Genomic DNA, 15740 nt, shown 5'->3' with positions numbered 1-15740 from the left:
CGGGCCGCCCCCACCCCCATGTCATCCGGCCGCTGCCCGGACGTCCTCGCCGGCCGTGACGAGCCGGGCGCGCAGGGCCGCCCGGTCGGGCTTGCCCGCGGGTGTCAGCGGGAGTTCGGCGACCGTCAGGAGGCGCTCGGGGTGCTTGCGCGGTTCGAGGCCGGACGCGGTCAGGTGCGCGCCGAGCGAGCCGAGCGCGAGGGCCTGGCCGGCGGGAACCTCGGCACGGGGCACGACGCAGGCCGCGAGCCGCTCCCCCATCAGGTCGTCCGGCACGCCCACGCACACGACGTCCCGGATCCCGGGGTGCGAGGCGAGGGCGCGTTCCACCTCCGCCGGGCTGATGTTGACACCGCCGCGGATCACGATGTCCTTGAGCCGGCCGACCACGTGGAGGATCCCGTCCGGGTCGAGGAAGCCGAGGTCGCCGGTGCGGACCCAGCCGTCGGCGGTGCGGTAGCGGGCGTCGAGTTCGGGCGCTCCGACGTAGCAGAGCGGGGTCATCGGGCCGCGCGCCACGATCTCCCCGACGGCGCCGTCCGGGAGCGGTGCGTGGGTCTCGGTGTCGGCGATCCTGATCTCGGCCACCCGAGGGTCGGGCCGGCCCGCGACGACACCGGTCCCGTCGGTGGGCGGGGTCCGGTTCTCCAGGCCGGTGTGGCAGTTGACGCCGTCGGCCGACCCGTACAGGTTGACGACCGGGCAGCCGAACGCTGCCGCCGCGTCGGCCGCGGTCGTCTCGTCGAGCGGCGCGCCGCCCAGGACGAGGGCGACGGGCGCGGGGAGTCGGGCGCCCGGCACGGCGACGTGCGTGTGACGTGGCGCAGCGCCGGGCGCGTCACCGGCCGCGTGACGTGGCTGGTCACCGGGCGCGTCACCGAGCGCGTGACGCGGCTCGTCACCCGGTGCGTCGCCGGGCGCGTCACCCGTCGTGTCGAGGCGGTCGAGCATCATGCGGATCATCGTCGGCACGCCGAGGACGTGGGTCGGTTCGTGGTCCCGGATCGCCGCGAGGGCGGCCTCCGGGGTGAACCGGTCGAGCAGCACGAGCGTGCCGCCGTGCCGGGCGAGGGTGACGGCCGTGCCGTTCGAGCCGAAGGCGGAGGCGAGCGGCACCAGGAAGAGGCAGCGCGGCGGAGTGGCGTCGGGGATGAGGGAGGCGAGGAAGTTCCCGCGTCCGCCCGCGAGCGCGTTGTGCGAGTACGCGATCATCTTCGGTTCCGCCTCGGAGCCGGACGAGACGAGGATGCGCGCCGCGCTGTCCGGGTCGGGGCGGGCGGCGACGAAGTCGGCCGGGTCCGCGCGCAGCAACCGGGCGAAGGCCACGGCCCCTTCGGGCGCCGTACCGGGTCCGGCGGCGACGACGTGTCGCAGGGCGGGCAGTTGGGGGGCCAGGGCCAGGAGGTCGGCTGCGGGGTGGGCGTCGCGGTGCTCGGTCGCGGCGACGACGGCGACGGCCTCGGCGCGTCGTAGCAGGGAGGCGGCCTCCTCGGCGCACCGGCCGGCCGGGAAGGGCAGGGCTACGGCTCCGAGTGCGGCGAGGGCCAGGTCGGTGATGACGGCGTTGCGGTTGTCGGGGAGCTGGACGCCGACCACGTCGCCCTCCCGTATGCCGAGTTCTCGCAGACCGGTGGCCAGACATCGGACCTTGCGGTCGAGGGCCGTGTAACAGAGCTTCCCTTTGGAGTCGACGACGGCCGTGCGGTGCAGTTCGGCGATCTGGCGTGCGCGGAAGAGGCTGTACAGGTCGAGGTCGGGGCAGGTGCCGTCGACGGCCCAGGAGCGGCGAAGGCGGGCCGGCAGGAGGTCCCGGAGGCCGCCGGCGCCGCCCGAGTTCCGGGCGACGGGGGCCCCGGCCTGAGGGGTCCGGGAGTCAGGGGCCTGGGCGGCGGGGGCCCGGGTGTCAGGGGCCCGGGTGTCAGGGGCCCGGGTGTCAGGGGCCTGGGTTTCAGGGGCCTGGGTTTCAGGGGCCTGGGCGGCGGGGGCCTGGGCGGCGGGGGTCCGGGAGTCAGGGGCTTGGGCATCAGGGGCCTGGGCGGCGGGGGTCCGGGAGTCAGGGGCCCCGGCCTGAGAGGTCCGGGAGTCAGGGAGCTGGGCGGCGGGGGTCCGGGCGGCGGGGGCGGTGAGGCTGTCGGCGGTCATGCGAGGCTCCAGGGGTCGGGGACTGCGGGTGCGCCGTGCGCGTCGCGGCTGATCGAGCCGGCGAACCGCGGGTCGTGGTGCAGGTCGGCGAGGTCGGTCGTGACCGCCGTCGCGGTCAGACCGTGGGCGCGCAGGTGCCGTACGGCTTCGTCGGTGGGCAGTTCGCGCAGGTCGTACGCGCCCGCCCGCCCGGCGCACGTGTCGGCAGGGGCGACCCAGCCGTCGGCCGTGCGCAGCGGGTGGCGGAACCCGGCCGGGCGGCGGGGGTCCGCGCCTCCGGCCGCCCGCCGCTGGGCGGGCGCGGTCAGCGTGTCGGCGGCGCCGAGGAGGGAGGAGTCCACGCGTACCCCGTGACCGGTGCGCTCGCGCAGCAGGAGTCCGGCGAGCACCGCCTCCGCGCCGATCAGACCCCCGAGGACGTCCAGGAGGGTCATCAGGGAGGGCGCACCGGGTTCGCCGTGCGGGCGGACGGCCTCGCCGACGCCCGTTCGGGCCTGGACCATGAAGTCCGTACCCATCGGGGCGTCCGTCAGCCGGCCGGCCCAGCCGCTGGTGTACGCGTGCACGAGCGCCGGGTTGACGGCGGCGAAGTCCGCTGCGTCGAGGCCGAGTTCGGCCGCCTTGCCGGGGGCCCAGTTGTGCAGGAAGACATCGGCCTCGGCGGCCATCTCCCGCAGCCGGCGTCGGTCGTCGGCCGCCTTGATGTCGATCTCGACGGCGCTCTTGCCTCGGTTGAGGGCGAGCCAGCGGGCGGAGATCCCCGAGCAGGCGGGCGGCATCCCGCGCAGGGGGTCACCGCCGGGCGGTTCGATCCGCACGACGTCGGCGCCGAGAAGGCCGAGGAGGTGCGCGGCGAGCGGGGCCTGGATGCGGCGGCCCGCCTCCAGGACGGTCAGGCCGGCGAGCGGCCGTTCGCGGGTGGGCAGGGCCCCCGCGGGCGCGGTGGCGGCAGGGGCGGTGCCCGCGGGCGGGCGCCCGGCGCCGCCGGGGTGCAGGAGGCCGAGCGACCAGGGGGCGGCGCCGTCGTCCTCCGCCGCGCGCTCGGCGAGGGTGCGCAGGGCGCAGACCTCGGCTCCCGAGACGCTCGCGGCCCGGCGCACGGCCTCCCAGCCGTGGGCGCGTGTGGTGGCGTGGAGCGCGGCCGGAAAGGGGGCGCAGGCGGTGGCGTAGCGGAACTGGAAGGGCCGCCAGCCCGACCGTACGACGTCGGCGGGCGCGTCGAGGGCCCGCCAGAACGCCGCCCACGCCCCGGGGTCGAGGGTCTCCAGCTCGAACAGGACGCCGTCGGCGGAGGTGAACGGTGGTCCACCGGGGGCAAGTTCGGCGGCCTCCCCCTCGTCTGCCCCGGCGGCGGCGACGTACTGGGAGACAGCGAGGAGTCCTGTGCGGTCCGCCGAGGTGCGGACCTTGGTGGGCCCGACGCCGCCCCTGGCCTGGGCGAGCAGGGCGGCCAGCATGCCCTGCACGGTGAGGACTCCGGTGGCGGTGGCGGCGAAGTCGGCGGCGAGTCCGCGCGGCGAACCGTCGCGACGGCCGTGCACCGCCATGATGCCGGTCGCGGCCTGGACGGTCGCCTCGTCGCCGATCCCGTGGGCGGCGGGCGCGTCACTCCAGGCCACGGCGGCCTCGACGGCGGCGAAGCCACCGCCTCCCAACTCGGCGCCCGCCGCACCCTGTTCGCGGCCGGGGGCGACGAGGGAGGCGGGCGTGGCGCCGAGCAGCCGCAGGTGGCGGGCGACGACATCGGCGACCTCCGGGGGCCCGACCGCGTCGAACCGAAGCGTGTCGAGCGGCGTGGCCGTCGGGGTCGTGACGGATGTCGTCATGCCTCTCCTCTCCCGGCGCGGCGGTGGGCGGCGCCCGGTGGGTGTTGGGTGAGCGGGAACCCGAAGGGGTCCGCTCCCGACCAGTTCCACGCATGAGTCAGTCGGACAGCCGTTCCCACGGGTTCCCGGCGAACCGGACCTGGACCCCGCTACCCGAACCGGAGGAGTGACGTGGCCGATACGGCCCTGGAGGCGCGGGTGGCCGCGTTCGTACGGACCCTGGTCGTGCCGCGCGAGGGCGTGCTCGACACCGGTGGGGCGGCGGCAGCCGCGGCCCTGCGGGAGCTGCGGGCCGAGGCGGTGGACCGGGGCCTGTGGGCGCTGCCACTCCCCGCCGAACTGGGCGGCGGGGGGCTGGGGTTGGACCGCTACGCCGCGTTTGCCGAGGCGGAGGGGGCGAGCGACCACGGGCCCTCGGCCCTGGGTTCGGCGCCGCTGCTCGACGTGCGAATGCTGGCGCGGCACGGCAGCGCGGCGGTACGGGACGTGTATCTGAAGCCGCTCGTGGCCGGGGAGGCACGGACCTGTTATGCCATGACCGAGCCGGACGTGCCCGGCACGGACCCGTTCCTGACCGCGACGCGCGCCGAGCGGCGCCCGGACGGGAGTTGGCGCGTGACCGGCCGGAAGTGGTTCACCTCGGGTGCGGGGGACGCCGACCTGGTCACGGTGCTGGCCCGTACGGACGGCGCGGACTGCGATCGGGAGGGCCTGTCGCTGCTGCTCGTGCCCACGGCTTCGGCCGGTTTCCGGGTCGTGCGCGAACTGCCCGTGCTCGGGGCGGGCGGCCAGTGGGAGATCGAACTGGACGGGGTCGTCGTGCCGGGCGACCATCTCGTCGGAGGGCGGGGGCAGGGGCTTGCCGTCGCCGGTGAACGGCTGCTGTGGGGGCGGACGTTGCGGTGTCTGCGCTGGCTGGGCCAGGCGCAGCGCGCGTTCGACCTGATGTGCGACCGGGCGGTGTCCCGGGTGGGTTCGCGGGGGCCGCTCGCCGGCCACCAGCTGGTCCAGCAGCATGTCTTCGAGGCCCTGCTGGCGCTGCGCACGACCCGCCCCCTGGTGCACGAGGCGGTGGCGCTGCTGGTGGCGGACCGGGACGCACGCACCGAGGTGGGCCTGGCCAAGGTCGCGGCCGCGCGGATGCTGCAGAAGGTCGCGGACGCGGCGATCCAGGTGCACGGCGCGGCGGGGCTCGGCCCGGACACCGCGCTGCCGGCGCTCTTCCGCACGGGCCGCGCGGCGCGGATCCTCGACGGCCCCGACGAGCTCCACATCACCTCGGTCGCCCGCCGCGTCCTACGGGGCAGGGGCGCGGGCGGCCCCGCGGCTATACGTCCGTGAGGTCGACGAGTCCGGTGAGCGCGGCGAGGCCGAGGGCCAGGAAGAAATCGCCCCAGACGAGTTGGTGGCGCACGGCGGTCGCGCTCCCCGCGTCGTAACAGCCGTCGAGGAGCCTGCCGTCGGTGAGGTGCGCGCAGACCAGTCCGCGCAGTGTGTCGCGCGAGCGCTCCGCGTACCACGCCCGCGCCGAGCGGTCGCCGTCCGGCAGGAGCGCGAGTTTCGCCAGGGCCACGGCGGTGATCGCGGCGGCGGAGGTGTCGAGGATGCCGTCGCCCCGGCCGGTGTGCGCGGGCGGCACGAGCGGCTCGTCCGGGCGGGGCAGGAGCGACTCCAGCGCCTCGTGGGCCTGATGGGCCTGGCCCGGCATCGTCAGCAGGGTGTCGGCCACGGCGAGGAGGAGCCAGGCGCGGCCCCGGGCCCAGTCGGCGGGCGGGTCCTCGCACGGCTGCCAGCCGCGGGCGCTCTCCCACCGCCAGGCGGGGCGCGGTCCTCCGGAGCCGTGGACGCAGAGGTCCAGGTGGGTGCGGAGGTGCGCGTCGGCGACGGTGGCGCTCTCGGTGGCGAGCAGCGGGACCAGGCCGGGGACGCCGTCGGCCCGGGCCAGCAGGCGGGGACCGCCGAGCGCCGCGCCCCAGGGGACCAGGCCGAGTTCGGGATCGAAGTCCCTCAGGCAGGCGCGTGCCGCCCGCGCCCGGAGGGCTTCGGCGTCCCGGTCGTGGTCGGCGAGCGCGGTCCCGTACCAGAGGATGAGCCCCCGTGTCGCGCTGTCGGCCTCCGCCCAGGGCGCGAGCCGGGCGGTGCTCTCCATCGCCGCCGCGCGGTCCCGCTGGTCGCCGGTGTGCCTGGCCCGCAGCCAGAGCAGCCCGGCCCAGAACCCGCCGGTCCACGAGCCGCGCCCGGTCGTGGTCCAGCGCCCGGTCTCGGGCTCGGCGAACAGCGGGAACCGCGGCCCGACTTCGGCACGGGTCACCGCCACCCGGTCGAGGACGTCCCCGAGCGCCTCGGCGGCCCAGCCCTCGGGCGCGCCGCCGCGCATGCCGGGCCGATCCGCGTCCGGCGCCTGCCCCGTCGGCGTCACGAGGCCTTGACCGTTCCGCGGGTGCGGTCCTTCCGGGCCCACGCCAGCGCCACCGCGCTCGCCGCGGCGAACTCGGCGGCCACCAGGAGCCAACCGGTGCCGTAGCGGCCCGTCTCCGCGAGCAGGCCGAAGAGCGGGGGCCCGACGGCGAAGCCGGCGAAGAAGCCGGCCGCGACGAGGGCGGAGTCCCGGCCCGCCCGGCCGGGGGCGGCGCGTTGGAGGACGAGCACCATCGAGACCGCGTTGCCCGCGACCGCGAAGACGCCGACGGCCGCCGCGCCCAACCAGGCGGCCGGTCCCACGGCCTGCGCGGCCGCGAGCAGGAGCGCCGCGCCGACCGCGCCGGCGGCCAGCAGGCCCGGGAGCCACTCGGCGCGGCCGGGGCGGGCCGCCCGCGACCAGCCGATCCGGCCGGCGATCCCGGCCACGCCGAGCACCGCCACCAGCGCCCCGGCGGCGGTCGGCCCGAGGCCCAGCGCGCGCGTGCCGAAGAGCGCGAGGTAGGTGTTCACCGAGGCGATGCCGCAGCCCAGGAAGAGCGAGTAGAGCGCGAGCCGGGCGATCGGACCGCGCGGCACGAACGACGGACGCCCGCCCGGGGCCTGGGACGGGGACGCGGCCGGGGCCTGGGCCTGGGCCTGGGCCTGGGCTTGGGCCGGGGCCTGGGGCGGCGGGTCCGTGGGGAGCGCGCGCCACGCCCACAGGCCGGTGAGCAGCGCCGTACCGGCCGCGGTCCAGACGGCGCCCCGCCAGCCGACCCCGCCCGCGAGCGCGGCAAGCGGCAATCCCGCCGCGAACGCTCCGAGTTGGACACCGGACTGCTTCGTGCCGGTCACCGCACCCCGGCGCTCGGGCGGCACGGCGGCGAGGACGGCCTTGTTGGTCGCGGGGTTCGCCAGCGCCTGCGGCAGACCGCCCAGCGCGACCGCGCCGAGCAGCAGGCCCGCGCCCGGCGCCGCGCCGATCAGCGCGAGCGCGGCCGAGGAGACGAGGAGGAGCAGGACGAGGGAGCGCCGGGGACCGATCCGGTCCACGACCCGTCCGCCCGACGGGGAGAGGACGGCTGCCGTGCCGAAGCCGATGGTCGTGGTCAGCCCCAACATCGTGGCGGAGATGCCCAGTTCGTCGACAAGCCGCGGCCCGAGCGCGCCGAGCAGGAACAACTGCAGCATCGAGAACGCCATCGCGCAGGTCAGCAGTGCCGTGAGCCGGCGTTCCGCCCGCGCGTCCCCCTCCGTGGTCATGAGGCAAGGGTCGTTCGGGGAGGCGACGAGGTTCCCCGCCTCCGCTGTGACCTGTGCCACAACTCCCGTACTGAGCAAGGCAGCTGGACGGTTCCGTACCTGACGGTGCCCATGGACGGAGGGGAGTGCGAGGATGGCCCCCGCCATGATTCCGGACCGGTGGTGTCGAGGGATGCGGGCCGCGATGTTCGCGGCCGCCTGTGTCGTGCTCACAGCCACCGGTCACGCCCTCATGTCGGACGCCTCCGTGCCCTGGTGGGCGCTGACCGCGGCGTTCGCCGCGACCGGCGGGGCGTCCTGGTGGCTCGCCGACCGGGAACGGGGTCCCGTCGGGGTCACCGCGGCGACGGTCGCCGCCCAGGCGGCGCTGCACAGCTGGTTCTCCCTGGCCCAGAGCGCCGCCCGGTCGCCGGGTGCCGTCGCGGGCAGCCCCGCCACGGCTCCGGCGCCGGCGGCGACCACGGCTCCCGTCCCCCACGCGGCCCTGGGCCACGACCACATGGTCCACGCTGCCATGGGGCACACCGACATGGGCCGGCACACCATGGGTCACGACCCCATGGGGGGAACCCTCATGGGCGACGCTCCCATGGGCCGGACCCTCATGGGCGACGCCCCCATGGGCTTCACACCCATGTCCGGCCACGACATGGCGGACCTGTCCGCGAGCGGCATGCTCGCCGCCCACCTCCTGGCCGCGCTGCTGTGCGGTCTCTGGCTCGCGCACGGCGAGCGCGCCGCCTTCCGCGTCCTGCGCGCCCTCGCGGCCCTCCTGCCGACGCCGCGCCTTCTGATCCTCCGGCTTCCGGCACCGCCCCACCGTCCCCGGATCCGCGCCCGCCGCCAGGAGCGGGCCCGACGGCTCCGACGGCTCCTCCTCGCCCACGTCCTCACCTCCCGGGGTCCCCCACCGGTCGCCGCCGCCGTCTGACGGCAGGCGGCAACCGGAACCACCGGTCCGGCGCGCTCGCGCCCGGCCGTACGACGCACCGGCCGCGCCGACCACGCGCGCCGCCGGACCCCCATTCCTCACGAAGGACCCGAGGCGATGACCCCTGCCCCGAACCAGCCGCGCGCGTCGCGGCACGCCACCTGTAGCGCCGACGAGGCCGTAACCCTGCTGGCGCTCGCCGCCCGCGACGGCGACCCGCACTCCGTGGACCGCTTCGTGCGCGCCACACACCGCGATGTCTGGCGGTACGTCGCGTTCCTCAGCGCCGACACCCAGGCGGCGGACGACCTGACCCAGGACACGTTCCTGCGGGCCCTGGGCGCGCTCGGCCGCTTCGAGGGCCGTTCGTCCGCACGGACCTGGCTCCTCGCGATCGCCCGCAGGACGGTGATCGACAGTGTCCGGCACGCCGCCGCCCGCCCGAGGCTCTCGGGCCGGGACGACTGGCAGACGGCGGCCGAACTGGCGCAGCCGCGCGGTCTGCCCGGCTTCGACGACGGCATCGCGCTCGCCGAGCTCCTCGCGGCGATACCGGCCGAGCGCCGCGAGGCGTTCGTCCTCACCCAGCTGCTCGGGCTTCCGTACGCCGACGCGGCCGCCGCGATCGGGTGTCCGGTCGGCACGGTGCGCTCACGCGTGGCCCGCGCCCGCGGCGCGCTGATCGCCCTGCTGACCGACGAGCCCACCGCGACGCCGCCCGCGACGCGTGCGGGCACCGCCGAACCGGGCACCCCGCCCGTTTTCGCCCCGGCGCCGGCTCCTTCCCGTCCCCGTACCGCTGCCCGTGCGGCCGGCAGGGCGCCCCTGGTGGCCTGAGCCGGCAAAGCACCACCGCCGCCCCGCGCGAGGCCCACGCAGACCCGCCGAGGCCCACGCAGACCCGCCGAGGCCGCGCCGACCCCGCCGCGGGCACGCCGACCCCGCCGCCGGCACGCCCACCCGCCGAGGCCGCGAGCAGCTGCCCCAGCCGCTCGCGGCCTCGGCCGTCACCCGCACCACAGCGGTTCCGCTACCCCCGCAGCCGCGCCTCCGCCGCTTCGAGCATCAGGTCCAGGGCGAAGGGGTAGCCGCTGTCGCGCATGTCGGCGGCGAGGAGCGGGAAGGTCGCCGCGACGTTCGGGTGGGTGTCCGCCGGGAGTCTCCCGTACGAGGAGAGCCACACCTCCTCGTCGGCCTCGCGGGCCGGGGTCGGCAGGGCCTGGGCCGCCGCGTCCAGGGCCGCGAAGGCCAGCGCCTGGTCGACGAAGGCGTGGTAGAGCCGGACGGCCGTCGGATCGGGGAAACCGGCCCCGCGCAGGATGCCGAGGATCTTCTCCACCGCCGCCGTCTCGTGGGCGCGCCCGGTCGTCCGGTGCGCGGCGAGCAGGGCGACCTGCGGGTTCTCCACGTACACCCCGTGGATCCGCAGCCCCATGTCGCGCAGGTCGGCGCGCCAGTCCCCGCTGGGTGTGAAGCCTTCCTGGGCGAGCCCGATGAACTCGTCGGCGAGCCGGAGCAGCAGGTCGTCGGTGTTGCGGAAGTACCGGTAGAGGGAGCTGGGGTCGGCGCCGAGGGCGGTGCCGAGCCGCCGTACGGAGAGCGCGTCCGCGCCGTGCTGTGTGACGAGCCGCAGCGCCGTGTCGATGATCAGCCGTTCGGAGAGGACGGCGCCTTGCTTGGTGGGCCTGCGGCGCCGCCGCTGCCCCTCGGGAACCACTCGTTCGGCCATGGCCCCGGACCTTATGACAACACCATTGACATGTAAACGCGCCGACCAGTTCCATATCCGTTCACCAGACCCCGTCCGCACTCTCGTTCTGGAGCCCCCATGCCCAAGGCCGATCTGGTCTTCACCCGTGGTCCCGTCCACACCGGCGACCCCGCCCGCACCCGGGCGAGCACTCTCGCCGTCACCGGGGAGCGCATCACCGCCGTCGGCCACGACGAGGTGCGCGAACTGATCGGTCCCGGCACCGAGGTCGTCGACCTGCGGGGCAAGGTGCTGTTGCCCGGCTTCCAGGACGCGCACATCCACGCCGTGTTCGGCGGGACGGAACTGGCCGAGTGCGACCTGACCGGGACGGTCGGCGTCGAGGACTACCTCACGCGGATCAAGGAGTACGCCGACGCCCACCCGGACCGCGCGTGGATCACCGGTGGCGGCTGGTCGATGGAGAGCTTCGAGGGCGGGACGCCCACCCGGCAGCTCCTCGATTCGGTCGTCCCCGACCGCCCGGTCTACCTGATCAACCGCGACCACCACGGCGCCTGGGCCAACAGCCGCGCGCTCGAACTGGCCGGTCTCACGCGGGAGTCGGCGGACCCCGCCGACGGCCGGATCGAGCGCGAGCCGGACGGCACGCCGAGCGGCACCCTGCAGGAGGGCGCCACCAACCTGGTCTCTCGGCTCGTCCCGCCGAGCACCCCCGCCGCCCGGCTCGCCGGTCTGCTGCGCGCGCAGGAGCTGCTGCACTCGCTCGGCATCACCGGCTGGCAGGACGCGATGCTCGGGGTGTACGGCGGGAACCCGGACCCCTCCGACGCCTATCTCGCCGCCGCCCGCGCGGGGACGCTCACCGCACGGGTCAACGGGGCGCTGTGGTGGGACCGCGAACGGGGCGCGGAACAGATCGACGAACTCGTCGAACGGCGCCGCGCGTTGGCGCACGGGCGGCTCCGCGCCGGTTCCGTGAAGATCATGCAGGACGGTGTCGCGGAGAACTTCACGGCCGCCATGACCGCGCCGTACCTCGACGGCTGCGGCTGCGCGACCGCCAACTCGGGCCTGAGCTTCATCGATCCGGTCGCGCTCCGCTCGTACGTGACCCGGCTCGACGCCCTCGACTTCCAGGTGCACTTCCACGCGCTCGGCGACCGGGCCGTGCGCGAGGCCCTGGACGCGGTCGAGGCCGCGGTCGAGGCCAACGGCCGACGCGGGAACCGGCACCATCTCGCCCATCTGCAGGTCGTCCACCCGGACGACATGGAGCGCTTCGCACGGCTCGGCGCCATCGCCAACATCCAGCCGCTGTGGGCCGCGCACGAGCCGCAGATGGACGAGCTGACGATCCCCTTCCTCGGGCCCGAACGGGCCTCCTGGCAGTACCCGTTCGGCTCCCTGCTGCGCGCCGGGGCCACCCTCGCGGCCGGCAGCGACTGGCCCGTGTCCAGCCCCGACCCGCTCGCGGGCCTGCACGTGGCCGTGAACCGGAAGGAGCCCGGCACGGCCGACGAACGGGTCTTCCTGCCGGAGCAGCGCCTCGACCTGGCCACCGCCGTCGCCGCGTACACCGCCGGTTCGGCCCATGTGAACGGCCACGACGAGACCGGCACGCTCCTCCCGGGCATGCTCGCCGACCTCGTGGTGCTCGACCGCGACATCTTCACCGCGCCGGCGGAGGAGATCGCCGAGGCGAGGGTGCACAGCACCTACGTCGGCGGCACGCGGGTGTACTCCGCCTGACCCCACACCCACCCACGTGGGGCAGGCCTCACCGCCCGCGCCACGCCCACACCGCACACCCACCCGCGTGGGACGGGCCTCACCGCCCGGCCCCACGCGCACCCCACACCCCACCCGCGTGGGACGGGTGGCCTCACCACCCGCCCCACGCAGCCGGTGCCCCCACCACCGCCCGCTCCAACCCCAGCGCCCGTCACTACACCCGTAAAGGGGTGGGTCTCCTTGCGCATGTCCAGAGCCACCGCACTGCTCACCTGTACCGCCGCCCTCGCGGCCGCCACCGCCGGCTGTTCCGGCGCGACCACGGCCGGGTCGGGCGCCGCCGCCTACACGGTCGCCCCCACCTCCCCGCCCGCGAAGGGACGACTCACCTCCCTCACCTGGTCGCTCTACGCCGAGCCGTACACGCTCGACTACGCCCTCGCCTACGACTACCCGCCCAACACCGTGCTCGCCAACGTCTGCGAGCAGCTGCTGCGGGTCACCCCCGAGATGAAGATCGAGCCCGGGCTCGCCGTGAAGTACGCCAACCCGGACCCGAAGACCTGGGTGTACACACTGCGCCCCGGGGTGACGTTCCACGACGGCACGACGATGACCGCCGGCGACGTGGTCGCCTCCCTCACCCGCCACATGGACCCGGCCACCGGCTCCCCGTGGGGCTCCGCGTTCAAGAACGTCGCCTCGATCACCGCATCGGGCCCTCTGGAGGTGACGATCGCGCTGAACAAGCCCGACGTCCTCCTCAACGAGCTGCTCGCCGCCTCCCCCGGCACGGTCGAGAGCGCCGCCTTCCTGAAGAAGGCGGGCAAGGAGTACGGCGGCCCGAAGGGCAAGGTGAACTGCACCGGACCGTACGCGCTGGACGGCTGGGCGCAGGGCGAGAGCGTGACGCTCAAGAAGTACCCGGGGTACTGGGACACCTCCCTGGTCCCCAAGAACGACACCGTCACCTTCACCTTCATCGAGGACCCGGCGGCTCGCACGAGCGCGTTCCTGTCGGGCACCGCCGACGGCGGCTACCTGGTGCCGGCCACCTCGATCCCGCAGCTGCGCGGCACGACCAAGGGGAAGCTGTACTTCGGCCCCAACACGGCCGCCGCCGACCTCTCCGTCCTCGACTTCAAGGGCCCACTGGGCGATCTGAAGGTCCGCCAGGCGCTCTCCATGGCCCTCGACCGGAAGAACATCGTCAAGGCGGCCGCCGGCGGCGTCGGCGTCCCGGCGAAGGCCCCCACCGCACGCGGCGCGTGGGCGCTCGTACCGGAGAAGACGGACGCGTACTTCGCCGCGCTCCCCGAGCCGGTGTACGACGTGGCCGCCGCGAAGAAGCTGATCGAGGAGGCGGGGGCGGCCGGCCGCACGGTCACGCTCGCGACCAGCACGCTGGCGCCGGAGATCAGCGTCGTGGCCAACGCCGTCCAGGCGGCGGGCAAGGAGATCGGGCTCGACGTCCGGCTGAAGGCGGTCGCCCCGGAGGCGTACAGCAGCCTCTTCGTCGACCCCGCGGCCCGCGCGGGCCTGGACCTGGTCATCACCAACGGCTACGACAACACGCCGGACCCGCTGGAGTTCTACCAGTACCTGAGCACGGGCCACGTCGGGAACTACGGCGCCTGGTCGAACGCCGCGTACGACGCCGCCTACGAGCGGGCGAACGCGGAGCCCGACCCGGCCCGCCGGGCCGACCTGACCGCCGAGCTGCAGCGGATCGCGGTGCGCGAACTCCCGGTCATCCCGCTGTACGAGGCTCCGTACTCGGTCTTCCTCGGCAACCGGGTCACGGGCGCGCCCACCGGGATCGCCCAGCTCTACTACCCGTGGGCGGCGACGATCGGGGCGTCCGGATCATGACGCGCTATCTGACGGGCCGGCTGCTCGGCCTGGTCGCGGTGCTGTTCGTGACCTCGGTCGTGGTCTTCGGCGCCGTGCACCTCGCTCCCGGCGACCCGGTCTCCTTCCTGCTGCACGGCCGCCCCGCGACCCCGGAGACGGTCGCGTCCCTGCGCGCCCAGTACCACCTGGACGACCCGGTGCCGGTCCAGTACGCGAAGTGGCTGGGCGGGGTGCTGCAGGGCGACTTCGGCCGCTCGGCGCAGTTCCACCAGGACGTGGGCGCGCTGATCGGCTCACGGCTGTCCGGCACGGGCGTGCTCATCGGGTACGCGGCGCTGCTCGTCGCCCTGCTCGGGGTGTCCGGTGGTGTGCTGGCGGCGCTGCGGCCCGGAGCGGTGGACCGGGCGGTGCTGCTCGGCACCGGTGTGGCGACGGCGACCCCCTCGTTCGTCAGCGCCATCGGGCTCGTCTCGCTCTTCTCCGTCCAACTGGGCTGGTTCCCGGGCCCCGGTGGCACGCCCGAGGGGTTCGGCGACCGTGTGTACCACCTGACGCTGCCGGCCCTAGCCCTCGCGATCACCTTCGCCGGGCTGCTCGCCCGGGTGACCCGGTCGGCCATGCTCGACGAGCTGGGGCGCGACCACGTCGAGGTGGCGCGCGCCCGGGGTGTCGCCGGCCGCGCGGTCGTCCGCCGGCACGTGCTGCGCAACGCGCTCGGTCCGATCGTCACGGTCGGCGGCACGATGCTCGCCTCCCTGCTGATCAGCACGTCCATCGTGGAGACCGCGTTCAACGTGTCCGGGGTGGGTTCGCTGCTCGTGCAGTCCGTGACGGCGAAGGACTTCGCCGTCGTGCAGGCGATCACCCTGCTCGGTGTGACGGGCTTCGTCCTCGTCAATCTCCTCGTCGACCTGCTCGTTCCGCTCATCGACCCCCGCGTCTCGCTCCAGGGGGAGGCCTCCTGATGACCACCACCCTCTCGCCACCCTCGCCGTCGCCGTCCCCTTCGCCGTCGGCGTCGGCGCCGGGCGCGCTGCGCCGCCGCCCGGGCCTGCGCGGGCTGCGCGTCCTCGGGCAGGGCCCGCTCTTCACGGCAGCCGTCGTCGTGCTGGTCGCGCTCGTCCTGGTCGCCGCCCTCGCCCCCGTCCTCGCGCCGTACGACCCGGAGGCGCTGGACCTGTCGGCGAGCCTGGTCGGCACGAGCGGCGACCATCTCCTCGGCACCGACCAGTCGGGCCGGGACATCCTGTCGCGGCTGCTGCACGGCGCCCGGACCGGGCTGCTCGGCCCGCTGCTCGTGGTCGGCGTCTCCACGCTCCTCGGCACGCTGCTCGGTCTCGTCGCCGCCTGGCGCGGCGGCTGGGCGGACGCCGTGCTCTCCCGCTCCATGGACCTGGTCTTCGCCCTGCCGGGGCTGCTGCTCGCGATCCTCCTCGTGGCGGTCCTCGGCTCGGGCATGACCGCGCCGGTGATCGCCATGGCGGTGGCGTACACGCCGTACGTCGGCCGGCTCGTGCGCGGGATCGCCCGTCAGGAGAAGGCGCGTCCGTACATCGAGTCGTACCGGGTGCAGGGCTGGTCGGGCTGGACGATCTGTCTGCGCCATCTGCTGCCCAACATCGCCCCGACGGTCCTGGCGCAGTCCGCGATGAACTTCGGGTACGCCCTGATGGACCTGGCCGCGCTGTCGTACCTGGGCTTCGGCGTGCAGCCGCCCACGGCCGACTGGGGCGCCATGATCAACGAGGGTCAGGGGGCCCTCCAGCAGGGCGCGATGCTGCCCTCGATGGCGCCGTCGGTCTGCGTGGTGCTGGCCGTGGTGGCGTTCGGCATCGTCGGCGAGGGCCTCGCCGACCGGATCGCGAAGCGGGAGCGGTGA

Annotated in this window: 12 protein-coding genes; 7 read left to right on the top strand and 5 right to left on the bottom strand. The window is 75.4% G+C overall.

Annotated features, from left to right (window positions below; all coding sequences use genetic code 11):
• Positions 1-21 precede the first annotated feature (21 nt).
• Together AB0E14_RS20930 and AB0E14_RS20925 are read right to left on the bottom strand one after the other, a co-directional pair.
• A complete protein-coding gene (locus AB0E14_RS20930; RefSeq protein ID WP_362419892.1) occupies positions 22-2142 on the bottom strand; it encodes a class I adenylate-forming enzyme family protein in 2121 nt (706 codons plus the stop codon).
• Positions 2139-3968 (bottom strand): CoA transferase, encoded by a 1830-nt coding sequence (locus AB0E14_RS20925; RefSeq protein WP_362419889.1) that lies wholly within the window; start codon positions 3966-3968, stop codon positions 2139-2141. The genes AB0E14_RS20930 and AB0E14_RS20925 overlap by 4 nt, the downstream gene beginning before the upstream one ends.
• Positions 3969-4139: 171 nt before the next feature.
• On the opposite strand from AB0E14_RS20925, the gene AB0E14_RS20920 reads away from it, so the two are divergent.
• The gene (locus AB0E14_RS20920) at positions 4140-5309 is read left to right on the top strand and encodes an acyl-CoA dehydrogenase family protein (RefSeq protein ID WP_362419886.1); all 1170 of its coding nucleotides are present in this window, start codon (positions 4140-4142) and stop codon (positions 5307-5309) included.
• Here AB0E14_RS20920 and AB0E14_RS20915 read toward each other — a convergent pair.
• Complete coding sequence (locus AB0E14_RS20915; RefSeq protein WP_362419883.1) at positions 5296-6387, bottom strand: sugar ABC transporter permease; 1092 nt, start codon at positions 6385-6387, stop codon at positions 5296-5298. The genes AB0E14_RS20920 and AB0E14_RS20915 overlap by 14 nt on opposite strands.
• Positions 6384-7631, bottom strand: coding sequence for an MFS transporter (locus AB0E14_RS20910; protein ID WP_362419880.1), 1248 nt, complete (start codon positions 7629-7631; stop codon positions 6384-6386). Before AB0E14_RS20910 ends, AB0E14_RS20915 begins: the two co-directional genes overlap by 4 nt.
• Before the next feature lie 172 nt (positions 7632-7803).
• Between AB0E14_RS20910 and AB0E14_RS20905 the strand changes: the two genes are divergently transcribed.
• A complete protein-coding gene (locus tag AB0E14_RS20905; protein ID WP_362419877.1) occupies positions 7804-8562 on the top strand; it encodes a hypothetical protein in 759 nt (252 codons plus the stop codon).
• A gap of 117 nt (positions 8563-8679) precedes the next feature.
• A complete protein-coding gene (locus tag AB0E14_RS20900; RefSeq protein WP_362419874.1) occupies positions 8680-9399 on the top strand; it encodes a sigma-70 family RNA polymerase sigma factor in 720 nt (239 codons plus the stop codon).
• Between the two features lie 193 nt (positions 9400-9592).
• Here AB0E14_RS20900 and AB0E14_RS20895 read toward each other — a convergent pair whose 3' ends face one another.
• Positions 9593-10291 carry a helix-turn-helix domain-containing protein gene (locus AB0E14_RS20895; RefSeq protein ID WP_362419871.1) on the bottom strand — a complete coding sequence of 233 codons (699 nt, stop codon included), beginning with the start codon at positions 10289-10291 and terminating at the stop codon, positions 9593-9595.
• Positions 10292-10390: 99 nt separating this feature from the next.
• Here AB0E14_RS20895 and AB0E14_RS20890 point away from each other — a divergent pair, with 99 nt between their 5' ends.
• From AB0E14_RS20890 to AB0E14_RS20875, 4 genes are all read left to right on the top strand, one after another.
• Complete coding sequence (locus AB0E14_RS20890) at positions 10391-12025, top strand: amidohydrolase (RefSeq protein ID WP_362419868.1); 1635 nt, start codon at positions 10391-10393, stop codon at positions 12023-12025.
• Positions 12026-12253: 228 nt separating this feature from the next.
• Positions 12254-13879 (top strand): ABC transporter substrate-binding protein, encoded by a 1626-nt coding sequence (locus AB0E14_RS20885; RefSeq protein ID WP_362419976.1) that lies wholly within the window; start codon positions 12254-12256, stop codon positions 13877-13879.
• Positions 13876-14826, top strand: a complete 951-nt coding sequence (locus AB0E14_RS20880) for an ABC transporter permease (RefSeq protein ID WP_362419865.1) — start codon at positions 13876-13878, stop codon at positions 14824-14826. Before AB0E14_RS20885 ends, AB0E14_RS20880 begins: the two co-directional genes overlap by 4 nt.
• The gene (locus AB0E14_RS20875) at positions 14826-15740 is read left to right on the top strand and encodes an ABC transporter permease (RefSeq protein ID WP_362419862.1); all 915 of its coding nucleotides are present in this window, start codon (positions 14826-14828) and stop codon (positions 15738-15740) included. The genes AB0E14_RS20880 and AB0E14_RS20875 overlap by 1 nt, the downstream gene beginning before the upstream one ends.

It is taken from the genome of Streptomyces sp. NPDC047981 (assembly GCF_040653315.1).
Classification (GTDB): domain Bacteria; phylum Actinomycetota; class Actinomycetes; order Streptomycetales; family Streptomycetaceae; genus Streptomyces.
Note: the sequence above shows the minus strand (reverse complement) of the source record. Positions and strands in the feature narration are given on the sequence as shown.

Excerpts from the sequence above, each read along its gene's own strand:
- AB0E14_RS20930 (WP_362419892.1), bottom strand. The coding sequence starts at position 2,142 with ATGACCGCCGACAGCCTCACCGCCCCCGCCGCCCGGACCCCCGCCGCC.
- AB0E14_RS20925 (WP_362419889.1), bottom strand. The coding sequence starts at position 3,968 with ATGACGACATCCGTCACGACCCCGACGGCCACGCCGCTCGACACGCTT.
- AB0E14_RS20910 (WP_362419880.1), bottom strand. The coding sequence starts at position 7,631 with ATGACCACGGAGGGGGACGCGCGGGCGGAACGCCGGCTCACGGCACTG.
- AB0E14_RS20905 (WP_362419877.1), top strand. The coding sequence starts at position 7,804 with ATGCGGGCCGCGATGTTCGCGGCCGCCTGTGTCGTGCTCACAGCCACC.
- AB0E14_RS20900 (WP_362419874.1), top strand. The coding sequence starts at position 8,680 with ATGACCCCTGCCCCGAACCAGCCGCGCGCGTCGCGGCACGCCACCTGT.
- AB0E14_RS20895 (WP_362419871.1), bottom strand. The coding sequence starts at position 10,291 with ATGGCCGAACGAGTGGTTCCCGAGGGGCAGCGGCGGCGCCGCAGGCCC.
- AB0E14_RS20890 (WP_362419868.1), top strand. The coding sequence starts at position 10,391 with ATGCCCAAGGCCGATCTGGTCTTCACCCGTGGTCCCGTCCACACCGGC.
- AB0E14_RS20885 (WP_362419976.1), top strand. The coding sequence starts at position 12,254 with ATGTCCAGAGCCACCGCACTGCTCACCTGTACCGCCGCCCTCGCGGCC.
- AB0E14_RS20880 (WP_362419865.1), top strand. The coding sequence starts at position 13,876 with ATGACGCGCTATCTGACGGGCCGGCTGCTCGGCCTGGTCGCGGTGCTG.
- AB0E14_RS20875 (WP_362419862.1), top strand. The coding sequence starts at position 14,826 with ATGACCACCACCCTCTCGCCACCCTCGCCGTCGCCGTCCCCTTCGCCG.